Source organism: Flavisolibacter ginsengiterrae DSM 18136 (assembly GCF_059568575.1).
Genome location: NZ_JCANTR010000026.1, coordinates 1 through 26,530, shown reverse-complemented (window position 1 = coordinate 26,530; position 26,530 = coordinate 1). Strand labels below are relative to the sequence as shown.

At 39.0% G+C, this 26,530-nt stretch carries 21 protein-coding genes; 15 read left to right on the top strand and 6 right to left on the bottom strand.

The window, feature by feature from the left end; all coding sequences use genetic code 11:
* The first annotated feature begins 12 nt into the window (after positions 1-12).
* The 3 genes from BP74_RS19500 to BP74_RS19490 all read left to right on the top strand — a co-directional run bounded on the left by BP74_RS19500 (position 13) and on the right by BP74_RS19490 (position 6,047).
* Complete coding sequence (locus tag BP74_RS19500) at positions 13-1,527, top strand: RagB/SusD family nutrient uptake outer membrane protein (RefSeq protein WP_496376835.1); 1,515 nt, start codon at positions 13-15, stop codon at positions 1,525-1,527.
* A gap of 233 nt (positions 1,528-1,760) precedes the next feature.
* Positions 1,761-3,161 carry a thioredoxin family protein gene (locus tag BP74_RS19495; RefSeq protein WP_496376833.1) on the top strand — a complete coding sequence of 467 codons (1,401 nt, stop codon included), beginning with the start codon at positions 1,761-1,763 and terminating at the stop codon, positions 3,159-3,161.
* Positions 3,162-3,179: 18 nt separating this feature from the next.
* The gene (locus BP74_RS19490; protein ID WP_496376831.1) at positions 3,180-6,047 is read left to right on the top strand and encodes an alpha/beta hydrolase family protein; all 2,868 of its coding nucleotides are present in this window, start codon (positions 3,180-3,182) and stop codon (positions 6,045-6,047) included.
* A 588-nt stretch (positions 6,048-6,635) separates the two neighbouring features.
* Here the strand turns inward: BP74_RS19490 and BP74_RS19485 are convergent.
* Positions 6,636-7,244 carry an RNA polymerase sigma factor gene (locus tag BP74_RS19485; RefSeq protein WP_496376829.1) on the bottom strand — a complete coding sequence of 203 codons (609 nt, stop codon included), beginning with the start codon at positions 7,242-7,244 and terminating at the stop codon, positions 6,636-6,638.
* Between the two features lie 1,780 nt (positions 7,245-9,024).
* Here BP74_RS19485 and BP74_RS19480 point away from each other — a divergent pair.
* The 4 genes from BP74_RS19480 to BP74_RS19465 all read left to right on the top strand — a co-directional run bounded on the left by BP74_RS19480 (position 9,025) and on the right by BP74_RS19465 (position 12,830).
* Positions 9,025-9,471, top strand: coding sequence for a response regulator (locus BP74_RS19480; protein ID WP_496376827.1), 447 nt, complete (start codon positions 9,025-9,027; stop codon positions 9,469-9,471).
* Positions 9,472-9,516: 45 nt separating this feature from the next.
* Positions 9,517-9,735, top strand: coding sequence for a hypothetical protein (locus BP74_RS19475; protein WP_496376825.1), 219 nt, complete (start codon positions 9,517-9,519; stop codon positions 9,733-9,735).
* Positions 9,736-10,522: 787 nt separating this feature from the next.
* The gene (locus tag BP74_RS19470; RefSeq protein WP_496376823.1) at positions 10,523-10,825 is read left to right on the top strand and encodes a hypothetical protein; all 303 of its coding nucleotides are present in this window, start codon (positions 10,523-10,525) and stop codon (positions 10,823-10,825) included.
* A 325-nt stretch (positions 10,826-11,150) separates the two neighbouring features.
* Positions 11,151-12,830, top strand: a complete 1,680-nt coding sequence (locus tag BP74_RS19465; RefSeq protein ID WP_496376821.1) for a DNA recombination protein RmuC — start codon at positions 11,151-11,153, stop codon at positions 12,828-12,830.
* A gap of 327 nt (positions 12,831-13,157) precedes the next feature.
* Here the strand turns inward: BP74_RS19465 and BP74_RS19460 are convergent, their stop codons facing one another.
* Positions 13,158-13,352 (bottom strand): hypothetical protein, encoded by a 195-nt coding sequence (locus BP74_RS19460; RefSeq protein ID WP_496376819.1) that lies wholly within the window; start codon positions 13,350-13,352, stop codon positions 13,158-13,160.
* 383 nt (positions 13,353-13,735) lie between these two features.
* Between BP74_RS19460 and BP74_RS19455 the strand changes: the two genes are divergently transcribed.
* The 4 genes from BP74_RS19455 (at position 13,736) to BP74_RS19440 (ending at position 18,794) form a co-directional block, all read left to right on the top strand.
* Positions 13,736-15,898 carry an AAA family ATPase gene (locus BP74_RS19455; protein ID WP_496376817.1) on the top strand — a complete coding sequence of 721 codons (2,163 nt, stop codon included), beginning with the start codon at positions 13,736-13,738 and terminating at the stop codon, positions 15,896-15,898.
* Between the two features lie 1,176 nt (positions 15,899-17,074).
* On the top strand, positions 17,075-17,503 hold the full coding sequence (locus BP74_RS19450; protein ID WP_496376815.1) for a DUF6943 family protein: 429 nt from the start codon (positions 17,075-17,077) through the stop codon (positions 17,501-17,503).
* A 60-nt stretch (positions 17,504-17,563) separates the two neighbouring features.
* Entirely contained in the window at positions 17,564-17,791 is a 228-nt protein-coding gene (locus BP74_RS19445; protein WP_496376813.1) for a hypothetical protein, read from the top strand.
* Positions 17,792-17,870: 79 nt separating this feature from the next.
* Positions 17,871-18,794, top strand: a complete 924-nt coding sequence (locus BP74_RS19440; RefSeq protein WP_496376811.1) for a DNA-processing protein DprA — start codon at positions 17,871-17,873, stop codon at positions 18,792-18,794.
* Between the two features lie 37 nt (positions 18,795-18,831).
* Here BP74_RS19440 and BP74_RS19435 read toward each other — a convergent pair whose 3' ends face one another.
* Together BP74_RS19435 and BP74_RS19430 are read right to left on the bottom strand one after the other, a co-directional pair.
* On the bottom strand, positions 18,832-19,125 hold the full coding sequence (locus tag BP74_RS19435) for an RNA recognition motif domain-containing protein (protein WP_496376809.1): 294 nt from the start codon (positions 19,123-19,125) through the stop codon (positions 18,832-18,834).
* Between the two features lie 5 nt (positions 19,126-19,130).
* Positions 19,131-19,406 (bottom strand): hypothetical protein, encoded by a 276-nt coding sequence (locus BP74_RS19430; RefSeq protein ID WP_496376807.1) that lies wholly within the window; start codon positions 19,404-19,406, stop codon positions 19,131-19,133.
* Positions 19,407-19,410: 4 nt separating this feature from the next.
* On the opposite strand from BP74_RS19430, the gene BP74_RS19425 reads away from it, so the two are divergent.
* Both BP74_RS19425 and BP74_RS19420 read left to right on the top strand, forming a co-directional pair.
* Positions 19,411-19,881 (top strand): hypothetical protein, encoded by a 471-nt coding sequence (locus BP74_RS19425; protein WP_496376805.1) that lies wholly within the window; start codon positions 19,411-19,413, stop codon positions 19,879-19,881.
* Positions 19,882-19,992: 111 nt separating this feature from the next.
* A complete protein-coding gene (locus BP74_RS19420) occupies positions 19,993-20,292 on the top strand; it encodes a WYL domain-containing protein (protein ID WP_496376803.1) in 300 nt (99 codons plus the stop codon).
* 400 nt (positions 20,293-20,692) lie between these two features.
* On the opposite strand, the gene BP74_RS19415 is transcribed toward BP74_RS19420, so the two are convergent.
* Both BP74_RS19415 and BP74_RS19410 read right to left on the bottom strand, forming a co-directional pair.
* A complete protein-coding gene (locus BP74_RS19415) occupies positions 20,693-21,061 on the bottom strand; it encodes a hypothetical protein (RefSeq protein ID WP_496376801.1) in 369 nt (122 codons plus the stop codon).
* A 109-nt stretch (positions 21,062-21,170) separates the two neighbouring features.
* Positions 21,171-21,539, bottom strand: a complete 369-nt coding sequence (locus BP74_RS19410; protein ID WP_496376799.1) for a LytTR family transcriptional regulator DNA-binding domain-containing protein — start codon at positions 21,537-21,539, stop codon at positions 21,171-21,173.
* A gap of 2,330 nt (positions 21,540-23,869) precedes the next feature.
* On the opposite strand from BP74_RS19410, the gene BP74_RS19405 reads away from it, so the two are divergent.
* Together BP74_RS19405 and BP74_RS19400 are read left to right on the top strand one after the other, a co-directional pair.
* A complete protein-coding gene (locus BP74_RS19405; RefSeq protein WP_496376797.1) occupies positions 23,870-24,589 on the top strand; it encodes a Dph6-related ATP pyrophosphatase in 720 nt (239 codons plus the stop codon).
* 786 nt (positions 24,590-25,375) lie between these two features.
* Positions 25,376-26,416 carry an IS110 family RNA-guided transposase gene (locus BP74_RS19400; protein WP_496376795.1) on the top strand — a complete coding sequence of 347 codons (1,041 nt, stop codon included), beginning with the start codon at positions 25,376-25,378 and terminating at the stop codon, positions 26,414-26,416.
* The last annotated feature ends 114 nt before the right edge of the window (positions 26,417-26,530 follow it).

Below are 26,530 nucleotides of genomic sequence, written 5' to 3'. Positions count from 1 at the left end.
ATTCTGTTTACAATGAAAAATTTTGATACAAAAAAGGATAAAAATACTAGATTGTCTATTCACTGCTCTTTTCGAATTTTGTACGTAAAGTTCATCACGGTTGTTTCATTAATTCTTATATGTTTCATTCTTCTAGGGTGTAAAAAAAATATCGAAGTTGGTCCTCCTCCAACAAGTATAAACACAGCTAATGTCTTTACAAATGATGCAACTGCAGCTGCAGTCCTCACTGGTGTCTATACAGAAATCAGCAATTTAAATGAAGATCTCGGCGGCGATGGATTGACAAGTATATCGTTGTATGCAGGACTTTCTGCCGACGAATTCTCATTATATGATTTGGGTGATGTGAGGTACTCTCCCTTTTATATGAACGACTTAACACCTATGACAAACTCAGGAACTTTTTGGAACAGAATATATTCAATGCTATATAACATAAATTCGGCCATCGAGGGGGTTACACGTTCAAATAGCCTGACAAGCGGGGTTAAAGATCAGCTTATCGGCGAAGCATTATTTCTTAGAGCGTTTTCATATTTCTACCTTGTTAATCTATATGGAAATGTACCTCTTATTCTAAGCACAGATTACAAGCATAATGCACTCGCTGAGCGTTCATCAGCCACAGATGTTTATAAGCAGATTATAAATGATTTAATCAAAGCAAAAGGATTGTTGAACTCATCTTTCTTACAATCGGATGCTGCTACGCCTTATACACCTTTGTCCATTTTGAGAGTAAGACCTACAAAGTGGGCTGCTTCAGCCTTGTTAGCTAGAGTTTACTTGTATACGAAAGATTACAGTAATGCTGAACTGGAAGCTTCCTTGTTAATTAATAATTCCTTGTTTTCACTAAGTCCAATTGCAAATACATTTAAAATGAACAGTAGCGAAACTATATGGGCATTACAACCAGTTGGCTCTGGAACTCTAAGTAACACAGGAGACGGGGCACTTTTTATTTTGCCTTCGTCCGGGCCGAATTCAAATCCAAATAATGTTTATCTCAATTCTGATTTAGTTAACAGTTTTGAGGCTAATGACCAGAGAAAAGTTAATTGGCTCGATAGTGTCATTACTAGTGTCGGTACGTATTATTATCCATACAAGTATAAAGTTGGATTGTCCGCTGAACCAACTAGTGAATACATAATGGTTTTAAGGCTTGCTGAACAATATTTAATTAGAGCAGAGGCAAGGTTAATGCAAGGAAAATATCAAGAGGCTATTGATGATATAAATACAATTAGAAATCAGCATGGGGGATTATCCACTCCTCTTCTTGCGCCAAATACATTGGATGATGGAATAAATATTATCCTACATGAAAGAAGGATAGAACTATTTTCTGAATGGGGACACAGATGGTTTGATTTGAAAAGAACTAATAAAATTGATAGTGTTATGATGATAGTTGCCTCTCAAAAAGCCGGATCATGGAACTCCTATAAAGCGTATTATCCAATTCCTCAAAGTGAGTTAGATGCTGACCCTTTTTTGAGACAAAACGATGGTTACTAAGTGTCGGAGATAAACGACTATTTTAAAATGTTTTTGGAATCTACTATTAATTCTACAAACACAAATTATAATCGCAGGTTGGTTTACAAAACTTATCATTTAGCTTAAAATCAATTTAACAAAATCGAAGGAACAAAATGACATACTGGGTGACCTCTCGGAACTTTAAAAATTCTAAGTTATAACAAGAGTGTTTATTTGTTCAATTTTCGTCAAACACATTTTATTACAAAATGAAAAATGCTATTATTTACTTAATACTAGTTTTCCCACAATTTGTTACAGCGCAAGTATCCGAGAAAGGAATTCAATTTGACGTTAAGTCATCATGGGGTGAAGTAAAGCAAAAAGCTGCGGAAGAAAATAAGATGATATTTATTGATGTATATACTACGTGGTGCGGTCCATGCAAAAAAATGGAAAAGGAAGTATATACAAATGATACTGTCGCGCAATATTTTAATCAAAATTTTATTTCAGTTAAAATACAGTTTGATAGCACCAAAAATGATTCAAAAAATGTCAGGATGTGGCGGCCAATAGCCATCGAGTTTGCTAATAAATATGAAATAGAAGGTTTCCCTACATTTCTTTTTTTTAATAGCAATGGCGAAATAATAAACAAAGGACTTGGATATCATACAACTTCTCAGCTGATTTGGACTGCGAAAGAAAGTAAAGGGTTATCTGGCTTAAACAATGAATTAAAAAGATACCTTTCAGGGTTTGTAGATTCAATTCACTTTAAGGAGTTAGCAGTATATGCGAATAAAATTGGCAATAAAAAGCTCTCAAAGAAATTAGCAGATTTATATTTGGTAAATATTGACAAATCTTCTCCCTCGAAGGAGTTAATTGAATTTACGAGGAATATTGCAAAAAACTATAGATTGGCTGATAGTCTGTCTTTGATTTATAAGCGTACAGTATTTGATACACTATCAGATAGAAGTTTATTGCAGGCTGAAATTTTGAATTTTGCATATTACTATTTATTAAAATTTTGCACGCCCTCCGACAAGCTATTTCAAATTAGTTATAATAATCCCACCAAAATAAATAGCGTGGCATTAAATGAGCCGTGGTTAGCCCAAAATATCGTTTATTCGGTTATATACAAAACAATAACCGAAAGTCTAAAAGCAAATGCTGGACCTCCGGATTGGGACACTCTCTTGTTAATGTTAAAGGATCGGTTTCCGAAGGTGAATGGTGACTCAATCATTAGTGACTACAAAGTGGGATACTATTATCAAAAAAAAGATTGGAGTAATTATACAAGCTCAATAATCAAGAGGGTTAAAAAATATGGTGAGTTCGGTATGGATGGAGGAGAAAATGCAGACTTAAATTTTAATAATTTGGCCTGGGAATTATTTCAACACTCCAATGATGCATCTGAACTCCAGATTGCTCTACAATGGTCAGATAAAGCGGTAAACTTGCAAAAGAAAACATTGAAACGCATTGACCTCGGCAACTTTATGGATACCAAGGCTAATATCCTTTACAAGTTAGGACATAAGAAAAATGCAATTAGGCTTGAAGAAGAAGCGTTGGCTTTGAATCCTCCCGAAGCAAAGACAATCCAACAAAACCTGAATAAAATGCGGAAAGGTGTGCGCACCTGGTAGAATATTAATCTTTAATTTATGGTTTCTTTATTAAGAAAGGAAATAGGCTCTTTAATTGTATTCTTTGCTATTGGCATAAATATTTTTGCGAATCCTTTTCAGCGGACAAAGCCAGTTATTGATACTTCATCTTATTCCTGGCCAATGGTTAATGGTTCTGGGATTTCTAACAATGGAAAATATTGTTATTATTTCACGAGTACGGATGCATATAGTAATCAAGGTCAACTTACACTTACTGATCAGAATGGAAGCTCTATTTTGAAACTTGATAAAATAAATTTAAGAAGTGCTTCTTTTAGCAAAAGAAGTGAAGATTTGATATTCATGAACATTAATGATAGCATTGGAATCATTAATGTTCGATCTAAGAAAATCAATTACATAAGTGATGCAAAAGATTATCGACTAATTGAAGATACTATTAATAGCTACTGTCTAATTGAGAAGAAATCAATCACACAACAAATATTAATACGAGATCTTTATAACAATAGTAGCCTCACTTTTGATTCGATATCATCATATTCACTTAGTCCAACAAAAATGGAACTTATTTTTAGTAAAGTCCAATCGTTGTCCGGCAGGTTTCTTTCTTGCTTAAGCAAAGTTAATTTGAGGTTTGGTACTTCAGAACTGCTATGGAAGGGTTCTGATATATATAAACCAGTATTTAGCACTGATGGTGAAAAAATAGCTTTTTTTGGAAGGCGATTATTGACTGACTCTCTGAAGTTGTTTGTTTTAGATAGGAATAATAAATCAGAAAAAAATATTTCTATTCAATTTGATGGTTCGCTAACTATAGATACTAACGTCCTTAATTTTAGCCCGAATGATTCTGGTTTATTTTTTAATCTGCGTAAAAATGGGAATGTTGATTATGAAGATATGAAAGCATCTGTAGAAGTTTGGAGTTATTCTAAATTATTTTTGCCAACTCAATTTTTGGAGGAAATAAGTAGCGATTATATATCTAACAAAGAACTTCATGCATTTTATTCTCTTCAATCGAATAAAAGTATATTATTAGACACCGGAGACATACATCTTATTACTGGCGTGGGTGGTATTAAGTATGTAATTGCGGTATCTAAAAATTATCCTGATAAGTTTTACAAAAAAAGCTTGCGGCCTTCATTTTACTTAATCAACTTAAAAACAGGAAAGAGAACAAAATTTCTGAATGAAGCTTCGTATGGAAGTGTGTTATTGTCTCCTAATGAAAAATATGTTGTCTGGTTTAGCACGGATAACCTCAGTTACTTCTGTTATAATGTAAACAGAAATCAAGTATTCAACTTATCAAAGGAAATCAAAACATTTTTATACGATGATCAGGAATTGAAAAACGGCCGAAAGAATCCTTTTGGAATTGCAGGTTGGTGTAATGAAGGGAATTCTATTATAATTTATGACCGATATGATGCATGGCTGATTGATTTGAGCGGGCAGCATCGGCCTATTAATATAACGCAAGGTACTGGTTCGAAGGATAAAATTGTTTTTGGACTTATTTCAAAAAATGAGTCGAAAGATATAGCACATTATGACTTAAGTTCTGGTGATTTCTTGCTTTCCGCATTTGAGACCAAGACCAAAAAAAGTGGTTATTATAAATTAACAATCGGCGCGCGGTTAAAGTTGCAAAAGTTGGGGCTATATAACGAAGCGCACTACATTTCAAAATCAAATACTTGCTATAGAATTGGGAGAACCGGTTTCGAAGAATTTGCAAGTGCTTCATTGAAACCAACAAAAGCACTAGATTCTAATGTTTGGCTTGTTGAAAAAATGAGTGCTGTTAGTTCTCCCAATTATTTTGTAACAAATGATTTTCAGAACTTTTCGGAGATTTCCAATATTCATCCTGAAAGGAATATAAACTGGATAACTTCAGAACTATTAACTTGGAGTTTTGATTCCAAAAAAACTATTCAGGGTATCATTTATAAGCCCCAAAACTTTGACTCATCAAGAAAATACCCATGCATTATAACTTACTATGAGAAGAGAAGTGATGAATTGAATAAGTTTTTAAGGCCGAATTTTAGTGATTCAAGAATTGACATTCCAACATTTGTTAGCAACGGATACGTTGTCTTCGTTCCCGATCTGCTTTTTGAGCAAGCACATAATGGTAAAAGTGCAGTTAAAATAATCGCTTCATGCAAAGTTCTCTTGAGTAAATTCAATTTTATCGATCACTCTAAAATTGGATTACAAGGGCATTCGTTTGGGGGATGGACAACCAATTATTTGGTTACGCATCTAAATGGTTTCAAGGCTGCTTGCGAGGCCTCAGGCGTCAGCGATCAGGTTAGTGGTTATGGGCAATTAGTGGGCGGCACTAACTCCCGACAAGAGCTTTATGAAGTAAGCTCTCAAGGGAGTGCCTACGGCATAGGCGTCACACCTTGGACAAAACCTGACTTATATATAGAGAATTCTCCGATTTTTTTTATTGACAAGATAAAAACTCCACTGTTAATGATGCATGGCGAAAATGATCAGTCGGTGCCTTTTGCACAGGCCTTAGAATTTTTTTTGGCTTTAAGGCGGGCGGCCAAGCCTTCATGGCTATTGCAGTACATAGATGCAGGTCACACTTTAAATGGCCTTTCTGCAAAAGATTATAGTATAAGGGTGCAAGAGTTTTTTGATCACTACTTGAAAGGTGCACCGGCACCACTTTGGATGACGCATGGCATTCCTGCAAAACTCAAACAAATCATTACTGGCTATAATCTAGATCCATCCGGCAACTGCGGTAAGGATTGCAATGTTTGTAAATTTTGGAATGAGAAGATGAAGAAAGATAGTGCGGCAACGCGGAAGGAGATTGAAGAAAAAACAAAGAGTGAGCATTGGATGGGTGGAAAGTAACGACTTCGCCGCCCGCAGGCGGGGAGATTGCTTCGACTCAGATGTTAAATTGTGCACCACAGCACCATTACGGAAATATTAATGGCTCTTTAAAAATTGCAAGATGGTATTTAAAATGGGCCAGAATGCAACCATTAAAATTGCAAAATGGTTCGGATTAACCTCACCGGCAAATTATTAATTAAATTATATTATTAAAAGTCAATTTTCGCACGCCCAATAATCTTCTTTGAAAACCGCATAAAATCTGGATTTTTTCGATTTTTCTGACATGGTAACCGGCGAACTGCCACAGGCGAAAATCGCTTGAATCAAATAAAATATTACCTAGGTCATTCGGCGAAAGGTTCTCTTTTGCAAAACTAAGTCTATCTGGTTAAATGGAGTTTTAGATTGGTTTTATAGTGTTCCCTTTTGAAAACTTAAAGATTTATAATATGCAAATTGGTTCGTTAAGAGTAAAAAGCTCATCTACAAAATGCCGAATTGGATTAAAGTAAACCACAAAGGTGATAATTATTCTGATTAATATTTAGGAACACATTTTTCTCTACAACCAACTTAACATTAAATTTTCTTTGTAATAATTTATCCCCTAAAATGCCTCAATACGATCATCACCACAGCCACACTTGTTCCTCCTTTGCTTTGCAAATACTCTTTAATAAATTGCAATGCACTGGTCACCTGATTACTCACTGTTCGTTTTGAAATATTCAGTTCCTGTGCTATTTCCTCATGACTCAATCCCTTTTGCCTGCTCAATAAATAGATTTTCCTTTGTGCAGGTGGAAGCCTGTCCACTGCCTGGTTTACCAGGCTTTGTGTTTCATTAAAGTCAACCATTTCTTCAGTAGTCGTTCTTTCGGCTTCTATGGCATCCCAAAGTTGTTTTTGTACCCTGGTTTCCAAAGCTGCTCTTTTAAAATGGCTATACGCCAGGTTCACCCCCATCATAAAAATATACGAACGGTAATTATCAATCTCATGCAGCGAGTTTCGTTTGTCCCACAACTTCAAAAAAACATCCTGCACCATTTCTTCCGCCAGCTCACGTGACTTCACCTTGCTGATCAAAAATGGAAATAAACTTTTGTTGTAATGATGAAATATTTTGGCAAAAGCATCTTCATCCCCACCAGCCATCCGCGCAAAAAGCTGCCTCTCATCAGCAAGTATCGTATTGTTTTCTGCCATGGTGGTGATTGACTATAAAATTAAGAAAAATATTCCCGCTAAACACCTCAAAAATGCTTCTCAATTCCATATCTTATTTGAACCACAAGTTCACTTCCGCACAAAGCCGCAAAGAAAAAATTCAACCCCAATCACCTAAGACACAAAGCCACCTTATGTTGCTGCACACTCTATAAATTAACCACCAATTTCATCTAATACGGGCCATAGGAAATTGTGACTCAAATAAAACATTCAGACCCCTGTCCCTTAAGTCCCTCTTGTCCCCATGGTCTTACTTTTCCCTTAGATTATTCTCTAAAACAACGACAATACAAATACTCTCCGAACTAAAAACCTGCCTGCAGCCCCTCTTTATGCAAATTCTAAATCTTTTCCCTCATTGCGTGGAGCTGGAATATAATTTCGGTGAGTAGTCCGCTTTTGCGACACTCGTCTAGATTATTTCGGGAACCTGTCCCGCTTATAGCGTGAAGCAACAACTTCATCGAGTCTAAAATAAAATAATAGCCTTCTCGATAATCTCACTCGCGGAGAAAATAATTCCATTAGCTACTCCATCTTGCAACTAAAACTTGATTGTATTCCATAAAGTATCTCCAACCTTCTCCCAGGCAATGACAACGCAAAAACCCTCCGAACTAAAGCCTGCCCGCAGCGCCTCATTGCGGAAATTCGATTCCTATACCGCTTGTCGTTACGATATCCTCCGCAATTCAGCGCCTTTAGTGTCTGCGCATATCACATATTCGATCTAAAGGCTCTTACCACCCATAGGAAATTACCACTGTCAATGAAGGACAGTAATCATAGTGAATGACGCCTCCTGTAGTAAAGACTGTTGTGCGGTGGCTCCCTTGTCCCGCCATGGCGGGAGAGCAGTTGTGCAAGGCGCCCTTTTCTTCGTTCTTTCTTTTGGGCGAGCAAAAGAAATGGACAATAATAATCTATTACACCTTACACCCATATTCATAAGTATAGATCTCGCACCTTCCCCAGGCAATGACAATGCGAAAACACTTCGATCTAAAGACTGTCTGCAGCGCCTCATTGCGGATATTCGATTCCTCTGCCGCTTGTCGTTAACGAAATGTCCGGCAATTCAGTGCCTTCAGCCTCTCACCATATTACGTGGTAAATCTAAAGCCAGGTGCTACCAGTAACAAATTACCCCTGTAAGTGAAAAAATGTACTCATGATGCAAGTAGCAACTAGTAGTTTTAACTGTTGTGCGCTGACCCCGGCTGCATACGCGCAGTCCTGCCATTGCGGGAGCAGCGGCGCCCTGTTTTGCTTGCCCCGACGAGCGCAGCGGAACTAGGGGCTCCACTTTTTGGGCGTCAACCACGAAGCACCTCAGCGAGGGCAAAAAAATAATAATCATCGAGCTAAAAAATGGAAATAAAAAAATTTCCCGAAGCCAGACATCTCTATAACATTCTACCAATCCTATTCACATACTCACCAACTATCGGGTGCTGGTATCTTATTATTTTGCTCCATAACTTTTTTAATTATGTACCCAATTCAAAGAATTGGTCTCAGCAAATTATATACTCTTTCCAAAATCATTCTCTCAATTTGTTCCACTAAATGAGGCTGAATTCAATCTCCATAAATAAAACTTATAATATTTTTAAAATGTAAAGATTCTTTTAATAGTTATATAAGCTTATAGTTGCTATAATTCTATATATATCGTTTTATTATTATTGAACGATTGCCAGCAAACTGTGGCATCATTTTATCACTTATTATCGTAATACTTAAACAATCCCTGATGCCAAAGTCCGGACCTATACTTATCATTGAAGATGATCTTGATGATCAGGAAATATTAAAGGAGGTATTTGATGCTTTGCAAGTACCCAATGTCTTAAGATTTTTTGCTACCTGCAACTCAGCATTGGATTATCTGCATAGCACTTTAGAAAGGCCTTTCCTTATTATTTCAGATATTAACCTTCCGGCTATGACAGGTATCCAGTTAAAAAAGGAAATTAATGGCAATGAGGTCCTGAGTAAAAAATGCATTCCCTTTATTTTTCTAAGTACAGCCCAAGATGAATATTTTATTTCATCTGCCTATGAGGTCCAGGTCCAGGGATATTTTGTCAAGCCCCCCAGGTTAATAGATTTAAAACTAATGATGTCTCATATAGTAGGCTATTGGAAATTCAGCCAGAATCCGGGTTACCCTTATGCTGTAATGGTTAGTTCAAAATGATGTTCCTTTTAAGGGAAGGATGTAAATTTATCAAACAGTTTAATAATGAAGCTCATTGGTTATATATTGATCCTTGCCGGTTTTGTCATGTTGGTAGTAAGAGCCATCAATTATACCCAGGATAAAAAAGTTGTTGATACAAACGTTATCAGCATAAGTGTAAAAGAACACAAATCACTTACCTGGCCACTCTACGCCGGCATCATTGCCATTGTTGCAGGTATCACCCTAGTTTTAGTAGATAGGAGAGGAACCAAAGGTTAATATTACCTCATCTCTTTCCCGGTAATTATAAATAAAGATCGTCCATTACTTAATTCAGTAACAGTAACTATTATCGTCATTGCACGGTCCTGGAATTAGGTTCACTAAGTAGGTATGTTCATTTGACAACCTATCCTAATTATTTTGGAAAGTAATATCATTCTAAGGAGAAAGCAATTCCATTTGCAAAAATAATCTCTATCTAGAAAGACAAGATTGCATTACTTGAAGTTCCTTCAACCTTCATCCAGGTGATGATAAGAAAAGAACACTTCAGATTAAAAGTCTGCCTTCAGCGCCTCATTGCGGATATTCGATTCCTGTGCCGCTTGTCGTCAACGAAATGTCCGCAATTCAGCGCCTTCAGCCTCTGCGCATATCACGTATTCGAACAGAGGATTTTTACAAACTATAGTAAACCTTGCACTGTCAACGAAAGACTGTAATCAAAATGATTGTGGGATCCTGTAAAGACCATTGTGCGCTGGCCCCCGCTGCATACGCGGAGCGTTTATGGCAGCGGTGTCCTTTTTGCTCCACTTTTTGGACAAGCAAAAAGTGGAATTAAAAATTGCCGAAGGCAAATCAAACTGCTGCAGCTTCCGTATCTTTCTTATGAATGAATCCTACAAATCATACATTACACAGCATCCGGAGTTTCCGGCTCCTGAGTCACAGGTATAGGTATTTTAAGTATTAAACCTTAAACATCACATAGTAATAGTCTACATAATTCCACCTATTGCATTCCAGTCTGTCCGAATCTTTCTTTGTATTACCAATCCTTATGAATAAATCAACCTATACAGGTATCCTGCTTCTACTATCAACATGGCTTTTCATTTCCTGTCAAAAGCAACACCTGGAGGAAGTTATAAGATGCCAGTCCATTGCCTATGTTATCGATAAAACAGATGCCAGTAAAAATGTTATTGCTACAGATACAAGTATTTACTGGCCACAGGTTTGCGGAGAAGACTTGCAACGCTTCATGGCCATGAGTAAAGAACCACAACCCATGTGTGGCCAGCCAGGGTCATATTTGCGTTTAGTCATCTGGATACCCCAACACCCAAAAGAATTGCACTAAAATCTCGGTATTAATCCACTACCCAAAGATGTATTAGAAACGCATTGTGTTAACCTTTGATACCTGTGGGTGCTTTGATCCCCGTAATTATACGGATTGTACAAATTAATTATTCAGATATCTTGGCTAAAAATCTTAATGAAGATTGCAAAGATAAAAATCAAAAATTCCGCTTAATCAACTAGGCAGCATCTGTACTCTATGTCTTTAGTATAATTCCTGGACAATACCCAGGCTTTAAAATGATGGCAACAGGTTTACAATTAATGAGAACTAGGATATAAAGGAAATTATATTTATTTTATCTACCACATAATCTATTGTTATGACTGTCGAACTAATACTTACAATTTTTATATCCTTCTTTATTGGAGCTATCATCACCTGGTTCATTGTGAAAAACCGCTTGTCAATAAAAATGGCTGACCTGGCAAATAAATTATTTAATGCTGAACAGAAAAATGCCGAAATAGAAGCAATTGTTGCCAAACTTTCAACAGCCAATGAGACGCTTAACGAAGAAAATGTTTCCTTTGAAAAAGATATTACACGTCTTACTACTGAACATTTACTTACTGCAAAAGCACTTGACGAAAAACTGGCGGACTTAAAGTCTTTGAATGAAAAATTAGATAGCCTGCAAAAAGAAAATAGCATCGGGTTACTACAAAAAACAGTTGCCGAACAAAACCTTGAAAATGCCCTGGAGGCCAATACCCAGTTAAAACAAACGATTGTTAGTTTACAGGAAGAAATAAAGAAATTAAGCCAGGAACTTTCTCACACAGAAAGATCAGCCGCTATTTCTGCTACAGAATTGGCAGAAAATGTCAAAAGACTTAAAGAGCAGCAAGAGTTTATTGATGGTGCTGAGAAAAATCTAAATAACGCATTCCAGGCTTTATCTGCAGAAGCGTTAAAAAATAACAATATTTCATTTATTACACTGGCTAATGCAAAACTTGACGAAAAACTTGCTGAATCAAAAGGAGTTTTCGAAAAGAAAGAGCAGGCCATAGATGCATTGGTTAAACCCCTTTCTGAAAGTTTAAGCAAATTCGATTCAAAAATTCAGGAGTTGGAGAAAGTACGACTAGAGCAGCATGGTCAGGTCAATCAATATATACTTGGAGTTCAGCAAACCACTGATAAACTTCAAAAGGAAACTCATAATCTCGTAAGTGCATTGAAAACATCACATGTACGAGGAAGATATGGCGAGGTAGCACTCCGGCGTGTTGTTGAATTTGCAGGTATGACTGAACATTGCGATTTTCGGGAACAAGCTTCGGTTCAAACTGAAGAAGGCATGTTACGGCCGGACATGAACATACTGCTGCCTGAAAGTAAAACAATCGTAGTTGATTCAAAGGTTCCCTTAGCAGCATATATGAGAGCTTTTGAAACTGAAGATGAAAATGAGCGTAGAAATTATTTGCTGCAACATGCAGTCGCGGTTAAGGAGCATCTTAAAAAATTAAGTGCAAAGGCCTATTGGAGCCAATTTGGCGATTCGCCTGATTATGTCATTTTATACATGCAGATAGAATCATCCTTTGGTGCAGCACTTCAGTCAGATCCATCACTGCTTGAGGAAGGTATTCGCAATAAAATTGTATTTGCTACACCCACCACATTAATTACATTGTTAAAAACCGTAAGTTTTGTATGGCAACAACGATCCGTTGCCAATAATATAGAATCAATACGTGACGCAGCAATTGAACTTTATAATAGAACCACAGTTCTGCTAAATCATTTTGGTAAAATGGGGAGCAGTTTAAAAACTACTGTTAATCATTATAATAGTGCCGTTTCCTCATTGCAGACCCGTTTTATTCCGCAGGCTAGTAAATTATACACTATGGGTTCTGCCTATACGAAAAATATAATACCTCAAATTGAGCAAATAGATATTGCGCCACGGTTAGTAGACAACACGGAACCGTCAGCAACATTAACCGACGAAGAGAAGGTCGCCGCGTCACTTCGGTTAGAAGAATAAAATCAGGGATATAGTTTTTTGATTTCTATATATAAAATGAGTGCACTGTATATATAATATGTAATAGCAAACTATTTCAAACTTACCGTGAGTACGTATTGGTTGTAATATCTTGTCATCATAATTCACAATTTCTAAATAAGTCATCACAATGCAAGCGCAGCGCCAAACCATGGCAACAGCACACTCCGTCACAGAAATAAAGCTATAGTAAACTAAAAGAGTTTCATTCCTGTTTAATGCCTCTGGCAGTGTGCACTTGCCATGCCCTTCATCTGCCTCCGTACCTCCGGCAGCTTCGGGTGCTTCGTTGCACTACGCAGTTTGTCACAGCGCTTGCCCGTGTTCCTTTAAACTCCTCCAGCCCCTTTGCCTGTAGTCCTCGCTGCGTTCCACTGCATTGCACCACGTTCGTTCCCAGGCTTTATGCTGCAGCATGGCACCTTCCACAAGCGCCCATGCACATAGCCCAATTCTTGTTCCAGGATGTACCTGCCTACGCATCCCACCCACATCACTCACTGGGTTCCATTTCGCTCCACTCCGCCGTCCTCCATGCAAACAGGCTTCCGGAGCCTGCCACTTCTTACGGCAGCATTGCCCTTTTAATGTTATCGGTAAAAAAGCACTTATACGATACTCCGTTCAACACCTGTTGCACCGTCTTTTATTATAAATGCCTTGTTTTGGAAAACAAAATACATAGTAAGGAAGCGCCAAAACTTAATATTCCTTGCCTTTATCCCACAATATGCACTATCAATACATTTCCTGCTCTGGATATAGCACAAGGGTATGTCTCAATTAGGCTTATCCGTAATTTTCCCTATTTTATTTATAAAATATCTTTTATAACCTTACACCCTTAATTTTTCCAAATAATACCTAAACCAAACTAATTGTAAATGCTGATTTCAAATGTTTCTATTTCCAATTACAGGGGAATTAAAAAGGACAGTTTCGAAGCATCTCCGTTTAATTGTGCTATTGGTGAAAACAATGCTGGTAAATCATCTATACTACTGGCAACAAGTCTATTCTTTTCAGGGGCCTCGTTAAGTTCTTCTGATTACTATAACCCCAATGAGGAAATAGAAATTGAAATATCATTTTGCAATATTGAAGAAGGAGATTTTCATCGCCTTATTTCCGAACACAGGGATAGAATTAAAGAACTAATATTGGATGGAAAATTAACCCTGACGCGTCTTTATTCCTTGGATGGCAAATCAGAACTTCTTTGCCAGCGCTCTGCACCAAAAGATGCCCGTTTCGGAAAAACAGTTATTAGTGAGTTGCTAAAAGGCAAAAAAGGAAAGGATCTTGAAACTGCAATAGTTACACTTTTCCCTGAGTACAAGGAGCGCTTTAGCGGACTTACTACCCAGGCGGCTATCAATAAAAAAATAGAAGATATCATTTCAGAGCTTCAACCTGATCAGATGGAAATGAAAAGATCTTCCCTGCCAACTGGAATTGACAATAGCATCAAAACATTTTTGCCCGACCCCATATATATTGCTGCAGTAAAAGATCTTAAGGATGAAGTAAAAACCAAGGAATCCACAACATTTGGCAAATTATTGGGCATACTCCTGAAATCCCTGGAGGATTCCAAACATTTTGAAGAAATAGCACAGTCTTTTAATAATCTTTATTCCATGTTGAATGTTATTAGGGATGATCAAAATATTACTGACAACAGGATTGATAAATTAAAAGCTATAGAAAATCAGATAACTGGTTATTTAAAAGAAAATTTTTCGAAGTCTAGCGTAGAAATTGAAATTCCAAAGCCAGAATTAAAACAGATCTTTTCAAATGCAAAAATTTTGATTGATGATGGCGTAAAAGATGTAATTGAAACAAAAGGCGATGGGATCAAAAGAGCAGTCACTTTTGCCTTGCTACGGACCTATGTAGATAATTTTAAAGAACAACGAAAAGAGCAGTCTCGTGCAAAAATGGTAGCAAGCGAAGAGGCATCTATAGAAGACTCCACTGAGGTCAGGCCCTTGGAACAACCATATTTATTTTTATTTGAAGAACCAGAATTGTTTTTACATCCCAATGCCCAGAAAATATTGTTCGAAGCACTGGAAAACCTGTCAAAGGAGAATAACCAGGTTTTTGTCACTACACATTCGCCACTCTTCTTTTCACCTTATTCTACAGGTACGTTTATAAAAGTTGTAAAGGAGTATCCATCGGGTTCCAAACCTTTTGGAAAATTTATTTCAGTCAATTTGCTTAAAGAGGTTGAAGCCAAAGATGCGTTCCAGATAATGTGTTATGAAAATAATGCTGCTGCTTTTTTTTCTAATAAAGTTGTACTGGTAGAAGGAGATTCCGATATGATTTATCTGAAAGAAGTATCCCGCTTATTAAACCCTGACTGGAATTTTGATTGCAGGAATATTCCCATCATCAGTATAAATGGCAAATCCAATGTGAAACGATATATTGATTTTTTCAGTCGTTTCAATATCAAAACATATACTATCGTTGATTCCGATGCATTAATAGATGGTTTTGAAAAATTTGATGTTTGTGATGAAAGCAAACAAAAAAGAGACCGTTTATTAAAGCTCATAGATCAATTAGCAGAGGAAACATTAGCAGAAGCTCAATTAAATGCTGACAAGATCAAGGAACTGATCAGAAAATATTCATTCAAGGAAAGATATAACAGGTTGAAAATTTTGGTTAATAAAATAAAGGCAAAAGAGGAAATACTCGATGATGAACTTACGGAAATTGAACATTTATTTTCTGAAGAAACGCTCAATTTGCGCCGCCAAATATTTAATAATAAAGCACTTGAGTTGGATGGGAAACATGATTTGCTAGAACTTTTAAGAACCCAGTCCATTTTTATCCTGGCAGATGGTACTATAGAGAATTATTATCCTTCCGGCATGGTTGGGGCAGATAAACCTACTAAAGCATTAAATACAGTTAAGTTTCTAAAACAACAGGAAGATTGCAGGAAATTTCTTCCAAAATTTAAAACTGGTACCAACGAAGTTTGTGAATTAGACCTGATTTTTGAAAAAGTTTTTGAATAAATTTCACTTTCTAGGTATAGCGTAACTGATTCCATTTATGAAGGAATTCTGTTTCGATGTTCATTTAATCAATGTCAATATTTTAAATGAACCACAATCTGCAAGCGCAGCGCCAAACCATGGCAACAGCACACTCCGTCACAGAAATAAAGCTATAGTAAACTAAAAGAGTTTCATTCCTGTTTAATGCCTCTGGCAGTGTGCACTTGCCATGCCCTTCATCTGCCTCCGTACCTCCGGCAGCCTCGGGTGCTCCGTTGCACTACGCAGTTTGTCACAGCGCTTGCCCGCATTCCTTTAAACTCCTTCAGCCCCTTTGCCTGTAGTCCTCGCTGCGTTCCGCTGCATTACACCACGTTCGTTCCCAGGCTCTATGCTACAGCATGGCACCTTCCACAAGCGCCGCATCACAAAGCCCAATTCTTGTTCCAGGATGCACATGCCTTCGCATCCCACCCACACCACTCACCGGGTTCCATTCCGCTCCACTCCGCCGTCCTCCATGCAAACAGGCTTCCGGAGCAATAACTTCAAAACCCCACGTTCCTTAAAAAGCGTCCTCGCACGTTTTATCTTATCCTGGTACACATTATTTCTCGCCCATGTGACTCTTGAAATTCTTTTCGTTCACTTAGGCTTTATAAAATTAATTCTCTATGTCCCTTAGTGTCGCCAGTGTCCCCTGGTTCAAATCTCTCATTGCAAGTCTGCGCAGCGACCTTTGTGTTCTTCTTTCTTCAATACCATGAAAACCCTACTATCAAAGCGCTTCTTCAGCCTAACTCATTTGACATTCCAAATTCATTATCTATCTGTTCTCTTTCTCCTTTGTGTCCCTTTGAGCCTTAGTGCCTTCGTGGCAAAAAATACTGTGAACCGCTGTGCCTCTCTGCCACCGTGGTTCATTCCAGTAACTTAATGTATAAACGCCAACAATTTTTCAAAAAAAATCATCAGCAAGTTAGGCGGCTACCACAAACCCGCGCGAAGGGAAGGCAAGGAACTACGGCATAAACACAATGCCAGCAGGCACAAGGCCTTCATTTATTCCGTTCCTCCTTGCCTTCCCGCCACGCCGCCTGTAGCAATGCTTTCTTTTTTCTTTTTTTCCCTTTTTTCTTTTTCTCTTTTAAAAAATAGTAGCGAAGCGCAGCGAGCAAATTAAATGCGCATACTATGTGTTATCCTCAAATCAACTGTTACCAGGCTCAGGCAGTCTGTCAGTACAACAACCAGTCCTTTACTTTTTACATTTTATCTAAAGGCGCGAATGCGGGGCAGCCCAACCTGTCACCCTGGGTCAATTCCTTTGCTGTGCATTGCACCAGCAGCGAACAACTTGACTTCTACTTCTGGCTGGCTTATTCACTCTGGCAATCAGGTAGGTTCAAACCACTATTGCGTGGATCTGTAATCCCTTTTCTTTCCATTGCCGAAACCCGTGAGCTGTTTGCAGAAGTGGCAAGTTCCATTTACCCGCACTGGCAGCATTTGCAGGGAATCATTGAAGCACTCAATAAGCTCAAAACAGCGAGGGCTCACCTGGCACAATGCATTATCTCCAATGAAAAACTGCAAAATATGCTCTTGAAGATCCATTTCTAAAATCAAAGAGGCTGGCTTAGGCGGTCAGCCTCATTTTTTCCACTTTTAAAATTTGTAAAGATGTCTAAAGTCATTCCAATCAACCCCAAACCAAAAGAAAAGAATATTGCTGAGTACATCTCACCCTACGACGCAAAAGTTAATGAAGGCTTTATTGATTTCCTGGACCAGGTCTTTGCAGCTTACCAGAAGTCGCATCGATATGAATACCTGCCATTTAGTGATAAAGTCAATATGACTTTTAAATATCACTGCATGCGCGAGTTTATTCTGAATCTCAAACGCTGACACATGTTGCAGGAAGAGGCAGCCTGCCTCTTCTTTTTTTTAATCTCTTTTAAATAACTTGAAACCGAATCAATCAAATATGTATCCCTTACAATCAATAGAAGGTCTGCTCCTCAGGATCTACCTCACACGTAACAATCTATCACTGCTCCATAGATGCATAAAAATGCAACAGGAAGATGTTACATCTCCCGAATTCTTTAAAGCTTCCATGGCCACCGGCACAAGCGATTTTCAGCAAAAACTTTCTGTGGCAAAGCGACATACAGAAAAGGCATTAGCATTATTCCAGGATCAGGGCATCATATGCATTCCATATTTTCATAAAACTTATCCTACATGTTTACTTAGCACTAAATATTTTCCACCATTGCTATTTGTCAAAGGCCAGCTACCTAAAGGTCAAAATATGGCCATTGTGGGTTCCCGGCATTGTTCACCTTTAGCAGATGAAAAAACAGCGGCCGTTGCCAGGCAATGTGCCGAAAAGAATTTAGGAATTATTTCAGGTCTGGCGCTGGGCATAGATACAATGGCCCATAAGGCTGCAATAAGCCATGATCTTTATACCGCCGCCATTCTTCCCACATCCCTGGTTGATATCTACCCACCACAAAACATTCAATTATCTAAAAAAATTCTGGAAAGGGGCGGGGCCCTTATTTCCGAGCAAACACCGTTTATGGATCCTGTAGCCAATCCTTTTGTCCTTCGCAACCGCATCATCGCGGCCTTTTCTGAATTTGTATTTCCGGTAGAAATGAAGAAAAACTCCGGCACCCGCCACGCCCTGCAGTATGCTGTGCGTTATAAAAAAACAATCATTCTTTGTTTACCGGGTGCAACTGAGATCGGCAAGCACCTGCTTTACTACGAAGGCATATTTACCGCCATTGCCCATTATAAAAAGCATAAATACCCACAGCTAAAAATCATTAAAAGCATTCCGGATATCTCTGGACATCTATTAAAAAAAACAATTGATCAAACGAGTTTATTCTGAATAATAGTCTGGGGATAGGGTAGAGGTGTGTAACGGATTAATTAATCCATACTTGTTTTTCCTGCACCACAAGTTTCTGGCCTTTTATTTCTTTACCATTTAAATTTTTTATGGCTTCCAGTCCACTGGCAAAGGACCTCATTTTTACAAACGCTAATCCTTTCGAATATCCATTATACCTGTCATAAATTACTTCTGCAGATTCTATCTCTCCATAGGGTTCAAATAGGTTTTTCAGCTCCGTATTGTCTACATCCAGCGGCAAATTGGTGATCTTTAAATTCATTTTTTCATAATCGACGTTTTCAACAAGGGTAAGTACTATTGGCATTTTATTTAGCTTTTCAGTAATGACTGTTCACTAATAAATGTCAATCCTTTCAAGGAGTCGCAACCCGGCAGCAGGGCAACACGTCCTTTTTGCCACCTACGAGCATAGCGTGACCTGGGTCGCGGGTTTTTAGAAAAGTAATGGCCAGGCACCTCAGCGATAACCACTAAAAAATAAATATCCTGCAGCAGAGAATTAGAACATAAAAACCTGCTGTTACCCATCATTAACCTTCCCTTAGTACTAACGCCTTTGCCAACCGTCTTTCCCTTAACATTCATTCCTATGCTTCAAAAAAACACTATTATCACTTTATTGCTTTTCACTATTATTTGTTCTTGCCATAACGATGATTTCAGAACAACTACCACAGGTTTGAAATACAAGATTTTCCACACCGGCCAGGGGGATAAAATAATCCCGGGGCAATTTTTGAAATTAAAAGTTAAGCAGGTATACAATGATTCTGTGCTGGGTGATTCACCCATTCCTCAATACCAGCCCTACGATTCCCAACTCTTGTCAAAAGAAGCTTACGAACTATTCAGCAACATACGCTGCGGTGATAGTCTTGTATTCAAACTGTCATCAGATTCTGCATTCAAAACCTCCCGTCCAGCCTTCGCCAAAAAGAAAGGTTGGCTCATTACCTATGTAAAAGTGCAAAGCATACTCCAAAGCGAAGCCGAAGCAAAGGCAGATCTCGAATTGGAGAAAAAAATGCATCTGGCTGACTCAAATATTACCAAACCTTAATTATTAGGTTGTTTAAAATGTATAAAATAATACTAATAAAATTAGCATTCAGTTAGTACTTCCTTCATTAATCTTCGTCTTATAAGTAACAAAACATTCAGTAAGTCAGGTATGGAACTACAAATTAAATCGGCCATAGAAGGAAATCGATTAATACAGTTTGATTATATCAATCTTCCCCGGGTGGTAGAACCCTATTTCCTGGTCACCAATAAGGAAAACGAAAAATACCTTTTAGCCTACCAGGTCGGTGGCAAAAGTATAACAGCCGAAAATGGCTGGCGACAATTCCAGGCATCAAAGATCTCAGGACTGTCATTAACAGATGAATTCTTCATGCAACGCAATTACGAATTCATCCTCATGGTAGCCGATATACAGGAAATCATCTATGCCATCAACTACAGGTAAGAAAATCTATATTACAGAGCGCCAACTGAAAGCTATCTGGCTTTAGTCTCTCAAACCTAGATCATACTCTACGCATACCACGTGTTCGATTTAAAGCCATATGTCAACAGTAGGAAAATTATCAATGTAAATGATAGACTTATTCATCTACCAACCAGAAAGTAAGGTTGTTGTGCGGGGTGCCTTTTGCACGCATAGTCCCGCCATTGCCGGATCAGCGTGACTTTACGCCTGCCCAGATGAGAGCAGCGGAACGCGGGGGTTCCTTTTTGAGCACCTGTCCCGCAGAATTGCGGGAAGCAAAAAGGAACAATACCTTGCCGAAGGCATTAAAAACCATAAGCCAGTCAACTACACTTATTAACGGCTTGCCTGTAACCCATTAATACTTGCTTACTCCTTACCCCTCCATTTGCCTTTCCCCCCAACCAGCCCCACCCGGTTTATTTCTCTTCGCATTAGGAACAGATTTCGGAAGGATCAATGGAATATTCCTGGCCTTTCCCTGCGCAGGCTTATCAATATGATCTATAATAATTCTTAGGGTGCGCTCACTAATGCTTCTGCCCTCCACCTGCTTCCAGTCTATACGCCTTCTCTTTAATCCTTTCAGCTCACGAATAAAAGGCCGGTTATTTTCAATGATGATAAATTTATCCGGGTTAGCCTGCGCAGTTATCTTATACCTTTCATGCATCTTATCCTTATGCACCAATGACCATTGCAAATGAAATCTCTTATGTCCCATGTCCACTACAATCATACCCATAGTGCAATTTAACCTCTGTGTGTCAATTGCTAAAAAATTTATCAAATGGAGTTGATGTGCAGGCAGGCACAGCCATAGGTTGCCATTTCATTCGCAGAGTTTGTTAAACTTACAGGTTACTGATCCATTCCTTGAATACCGATGCTCTTTCCTGGCTCACTACCAATCCGTCAGGCAATCCTTCCACGGTAAGTTCAATTTTCAGTTTTACAATCTCATAGGCCTTATAACTCCTGATGTAATTACAGTTCACCACAGCTTTGCGGTTCACGCGGAAGAATATATGAGGGTCCAGGGTATCAATGATATTGATCAGGTTTTTATCGATCACATATTTATTCCCTTCTCTATCAAATACAAAAACAATACGGCCGAATACCCAAAAAAGTGCCACATGCTCCAGGCGAAGCACCAGGTGTTCAATCCCACGTTTTACAATAATGCGTGTACGTTTTTTCCCCACAGCTGCTAGTTCCATAATTAAGATATAAGGTGACTCAGGACAATACTTTTCCCCTGTATTGATTACAATACCCTTATTGCTTAGACGTTTGATGAATTACTAAGTACTATTCCTTTTTTCGTCTCAAACGCCATTTATAAAAATCGTTTATAAGCTGTTGATTTCTTTATCCGGATGGAGGACGTAGACAGGCCCGGGAACCAATACCTTAGCTCCGCATAAAGTTTTCATAGGGTACGGATTAAAGAAACGGGCTGAGGTTTCCACCTCGGCTCTTTTATTTTGAGAATGGCCACAAAGACACAAAGACAGAAAGAAACGCAAAGTGCTCGCAGGCTCGCAAAGAGAAGGAGAGGGGAACCACAGAGACACAACGGCACAGTGATGCACAGATAGATTGGCCACAAAGACACGAAGGCACGAAGGAGCACAAAACGGCAGGAGAGTTAACCGTTGATATGTTGAAAAGGAATGAATCTTAAGCTACATCTGCTTACATCTCTTCAAACGCATCCCATAAAAACTTATACTTAAAGCCTGTTCCAGAGCCTCATTGCGGAACCTAAACTTTAACGTCATTGCGCGGAGCATGAAAAACCATTCGGTAAGTAGTACGTCTATGCGAAACCTGTCCCGCTTCTTGCGGGAACCTGTCCCGATTATTTCGGGAAGCAACTATTTCATCGGGGCCAAAATAAAAATAATATTCACCTTGATAATATCCATCTACGAAGCCTTCTATGTGTCTATTGTATCCTCTGTGTTCTATGTGGTGAAATAAATCTTTTTCACCTAACAAATAGCTGCCAATCAAAAGGCATCTTCAGCCTATGCTACAACAAACTATAAATTACAAACTACCTCTGTGTTTATGTGTGCCTTTTGTGATCTATGTGGTGAAAAATAATTTTCACTACAACAATGCCCCTGGCAACTGTTATCTAATTTATCCACATTCACCCCCTGATCATCCCCACCACTTGCATCTACCAAACCATCACTCTATCTTGCACCCGGTTTTTCATAGGATATTGGATTTTAAAAACGAGGCCGCATTTCTATGCAGCCTTTTTTTTGTCCATTCCGCAATGACTTCATTAAATCACCTGCCTTTAACCATCTGCAACGTAAACTTCCAGCACTATCTTTCGTATAATTACGAACCTCTAAGTAAATACCATACACCAAAAATCAGGTAATAAAGCTATTGTTTAGCGAGCCTGGCAGTGCTAGTTTTGTGTCAGAAGTTGATTGATACCTAATCAATCGAACCAATATCCGAAAAACCCGTCCAGTAAGTTTTTGTTAATCCATATCCAAAAGAAAAACAATCCTAATCCAATATCGGTCAACTTCTATTTTTCCATTATCGCTGAAAAGACCAACATCCATAGTCCTGAAAAAAACCGTTTCTGTAATCCGAAAAATCTTATCCTATCCTATAAAAAGACCACAGGCTTCCAGTCCTATCTAACCTAAACATTCAAAACCGGCTGCCTGAAAATATTGTCCCCTCTTTTGAGGGGATTTTTATTGCTATAAAGATGAATCATTTGGGCGTGCCCCGGCTCCCGCACCAGGCCATCCCTTCGGGTCGGGCTGTCCGCTTGTAGTCCTCGCCACAATGTCCTGGCACAATGCCCTCAGCTGTGGGCTACCGCTTCCATCCCTCACGCGGGAGAGAAGGAGAGATGGCCACAGAGAGAGGCCACAAAGGCACCAAGACACAAAGGAGCACTAAGGAAAAGGGAAGAGTTGACAAGTTGAAATGTTGAAAAGGAATGCATCCTAAAGCAAGATATTCTTACATCAATTGCCAACGCAGCCAAAAACTCTTCGAATTAAAACTCCTGGCAGCGCCACATTGCGGTTATTCGATTCCTCTGCCGTTTTTAGTTTACCAAAACCTCCGCAATTCAGCGCCTTCAGCCTCCCCGCATATCACGTGTTCGATTTAAAGCTAGTAAGTGCTCTGTAGTGATCTTCCTCTATCAAGGAAAGACAGTGATCATAGTGTATCTAATTACCAGTAGTAATGATCGTTGTGCGCCGGCCCCCGCTGCATACGCGGAGTCCCGCCATTGCGGGAGCAGCGGTGCCTTTTCTTTGGTTACTTTCTTTGGGCAAGCAAAGAAAGTGACAATAAAGCCGAAGGCAATAAAAGCGTGAACTAGTCTCTTTTATGTGTCTATGTGCAACCTATGTGGACTATGTGGTGAACTGTATTCTATGTGTCTATGTCCACACTATGTGTCTATGTGGTGAAAAAGAAAATCTTCCTTAATATTCTGTCACAAAAACAACGAAATTGCGAACCCTGCCCCAAACAGGGCACGAAACCCATCATGCCATATAAATCATATTTCAACTGGAGTGGAGGTAAAGACAGTGCCCTGGCTTTGTACCATGCATTGCAGGATAAGCATTATAGCATAGATCGGCTTCTCACCAATGTCAATGGCCACCATCGCCGCATTTCCATGCATGGCGTACGAGAAGAATTATTAGACGTTCAGGCTGCATCCATTGGACTGCCACTCCAAAAGATCCTGCTTCCTGAGGAGCCCACCATGGCCGAATACGAACAGCAGATGATGGAAACAATGAAGCAGTTTAAGGCAGAAGGGTTTACCCATTCCTTCTTTGGTGATATTTTTCTCGAAGATTTAAAAAACTACCGGCAGCAGCAATTGGCAAGGCTGGGTGTCCAGGCCTGCTTCCCTTTATGGAAAAGGAACACAATGCAATTAATGCATGAATTTATAGACTTCGGTTTCAAAGCCATTGTTGTCTGCATCGATTCCAGGGTTTTGGATCAATCCTTTGCAGGCAGGATCCTTAACCGTGAATTTTTGAAAGACCTGCCTGCAGGCGTAGATCCCTGTGGAGAGAATGGCGAGTACCACAGTTTTGTTTTTGATGGCCCCATATTCAAAGAACCGGTAAAATTTGAAAAAGCTGAAAATGTATTCCGTGAATACAAGGCTCCGGGTAACACCAATGATCAAAACTTCAATCAACAACCTTCCTCCATTGGTTTTTGGTTCACCGAACTATATGATTAGCGCTGCACAATGGGCCACAAAGGCACGAAGGCGCTAAGCAGCACCAGGACTGATGTATATTCTATGTGCCTATGTCCAGACTATGTGACTATGTGGTGAACTGTATTCTATGTGTCTATGTACAGACTATGTGGTGAAATTGCATTGGTGAGCCCGCGAACCCTTCGCGTTCCTTTCTGTCTTAGCGTCTTCGTGGCAAATATCCCTGTGTCACTCCCTGTCTCCCTGTCCCCGAGGTTCAAAATTCTGGTGAGCCTGCGAACTACCTTCTTCCTCTTAAGAAAAAGCCTGCTATTAAAAAAGCCTCTCCCACCTAAAGAACTAAAAACTAAAAACTCTCTATGTTTCTATGTCCATTCTATGTGTCTATGTGGTAAACTTCTTATAGTGAGCTTGCGAACCAAAGCTTCATCCTAAAAAATGCCTGCCATTAAAAAGGTCTCCAACTTAAACAACTACAAACCACAAACTACAAACTACAAACTCTCTATGTGTCTATGTGTTTGCCTATGTGTTCTCCTATGTTTGTAATTGTTATGATTTAGTTCTTTGAGATTCTATTTAGTTCCCAATAGATTTGAGTTTTTAAAAGTGAAAAAGGGTGGGAGTGATATGTTTTTAAACCGCCTTTATGGCATGTTGTCACATAGATAATGCCCCATCCTTTTTATCTCTTAGAGTTTGAACAGAATGTAAGGAATACGCTACAGGTGTATATCCAGAATATCCAGCCAGGAGACAAAACGAAGGGAGATTTTTCACTTTTATACTTTTAAATGATTGGAAATGAAAAAAATTGTTAAGCAGGCAGTGGGCATAGATGTAGCCCAGAATGAGTTAGTTGTTACTGTAGGCAGGATGTTCGATGACCTGACACCTGAACTGTATGCAAACAAAACCTTCCGTAATACAAAAGAAGGTTTTTCAGCGCTGGTATTGTGGGTAAACAAACTGACCGATCCTTCCTGCCAGCTGCGTTATGTGATGGAAGCAACGGGAGTGTATCATGAGTCGCTGGCTTATTTTTTAAATGAGAAAGGCCTGGAGCTAACCATCGTGCTGCCTAACAAGATCAGCAATTATCAAAGGACACTGGAAGTAAAAACAATTACCGACAAAACTGCTTCAGAAACGATTGCAAGATTTGGCCTGGAACGAAAGCTTGATGCATGGCAAAGGCCTAAGCCCATATTTAAGAGAATCAGGCAGCTAACCAGGGAAAGGGGTCAGGTGGTACAGGCAAGAACGGTAGCCAAGAACCAGTTGCATGCAGAGCAGGCGGAAGCTGAACCCGGAAAGAGAACCATTGAAAGATTGAAAAAGCAGATTGCCCTTTTCAATGACCAGTTGCAGCAGATTAGCCAGGAAATACAGGAATTGGTGAAAACCGAGGAGCAGGTAGATAAGGCAATTAAACTAATTACAACGATACCTGGAATTGGGATATTAACGGCAGCCACGGTGCTTGCAGAAACCAATGGTTTTGAACTGATCAGGAATAAAAGGCAGCTCAGTAGTTATGCGGGTTTTGATGTAAAGGAAAAACTATCCGGCACTTCGGTGAAGGGGAAGCCGAAGATATCGAAGAAAGGAAACAAACACCTGCGAAAGGCGATGCATATGCCAGCTCTTGCAGCGATACGACATGAGGAGCGGTTTAAGGATGTCTTTGCAAGGTTGGTATCCAGGCATGGAATAAAGATGAAAGCAGCGGTAGCTGTTCAGAGGAAGTTATTGGAAATGACTTTTACCATTTACAAAACCAATACACCATATCAAAATGACTACCACACAAAAAATGAAACGGAAGAAAGTATCACAGTATAAAAAAATTAGAGCGGTCAATAAATGACCGCCCTAAACAGGCTGGCTCAAGGCCGCCTAAAGCACAAAAATAAATAAATTAACTATTGGATCTTAACACAGAATCTATGTGGTAAA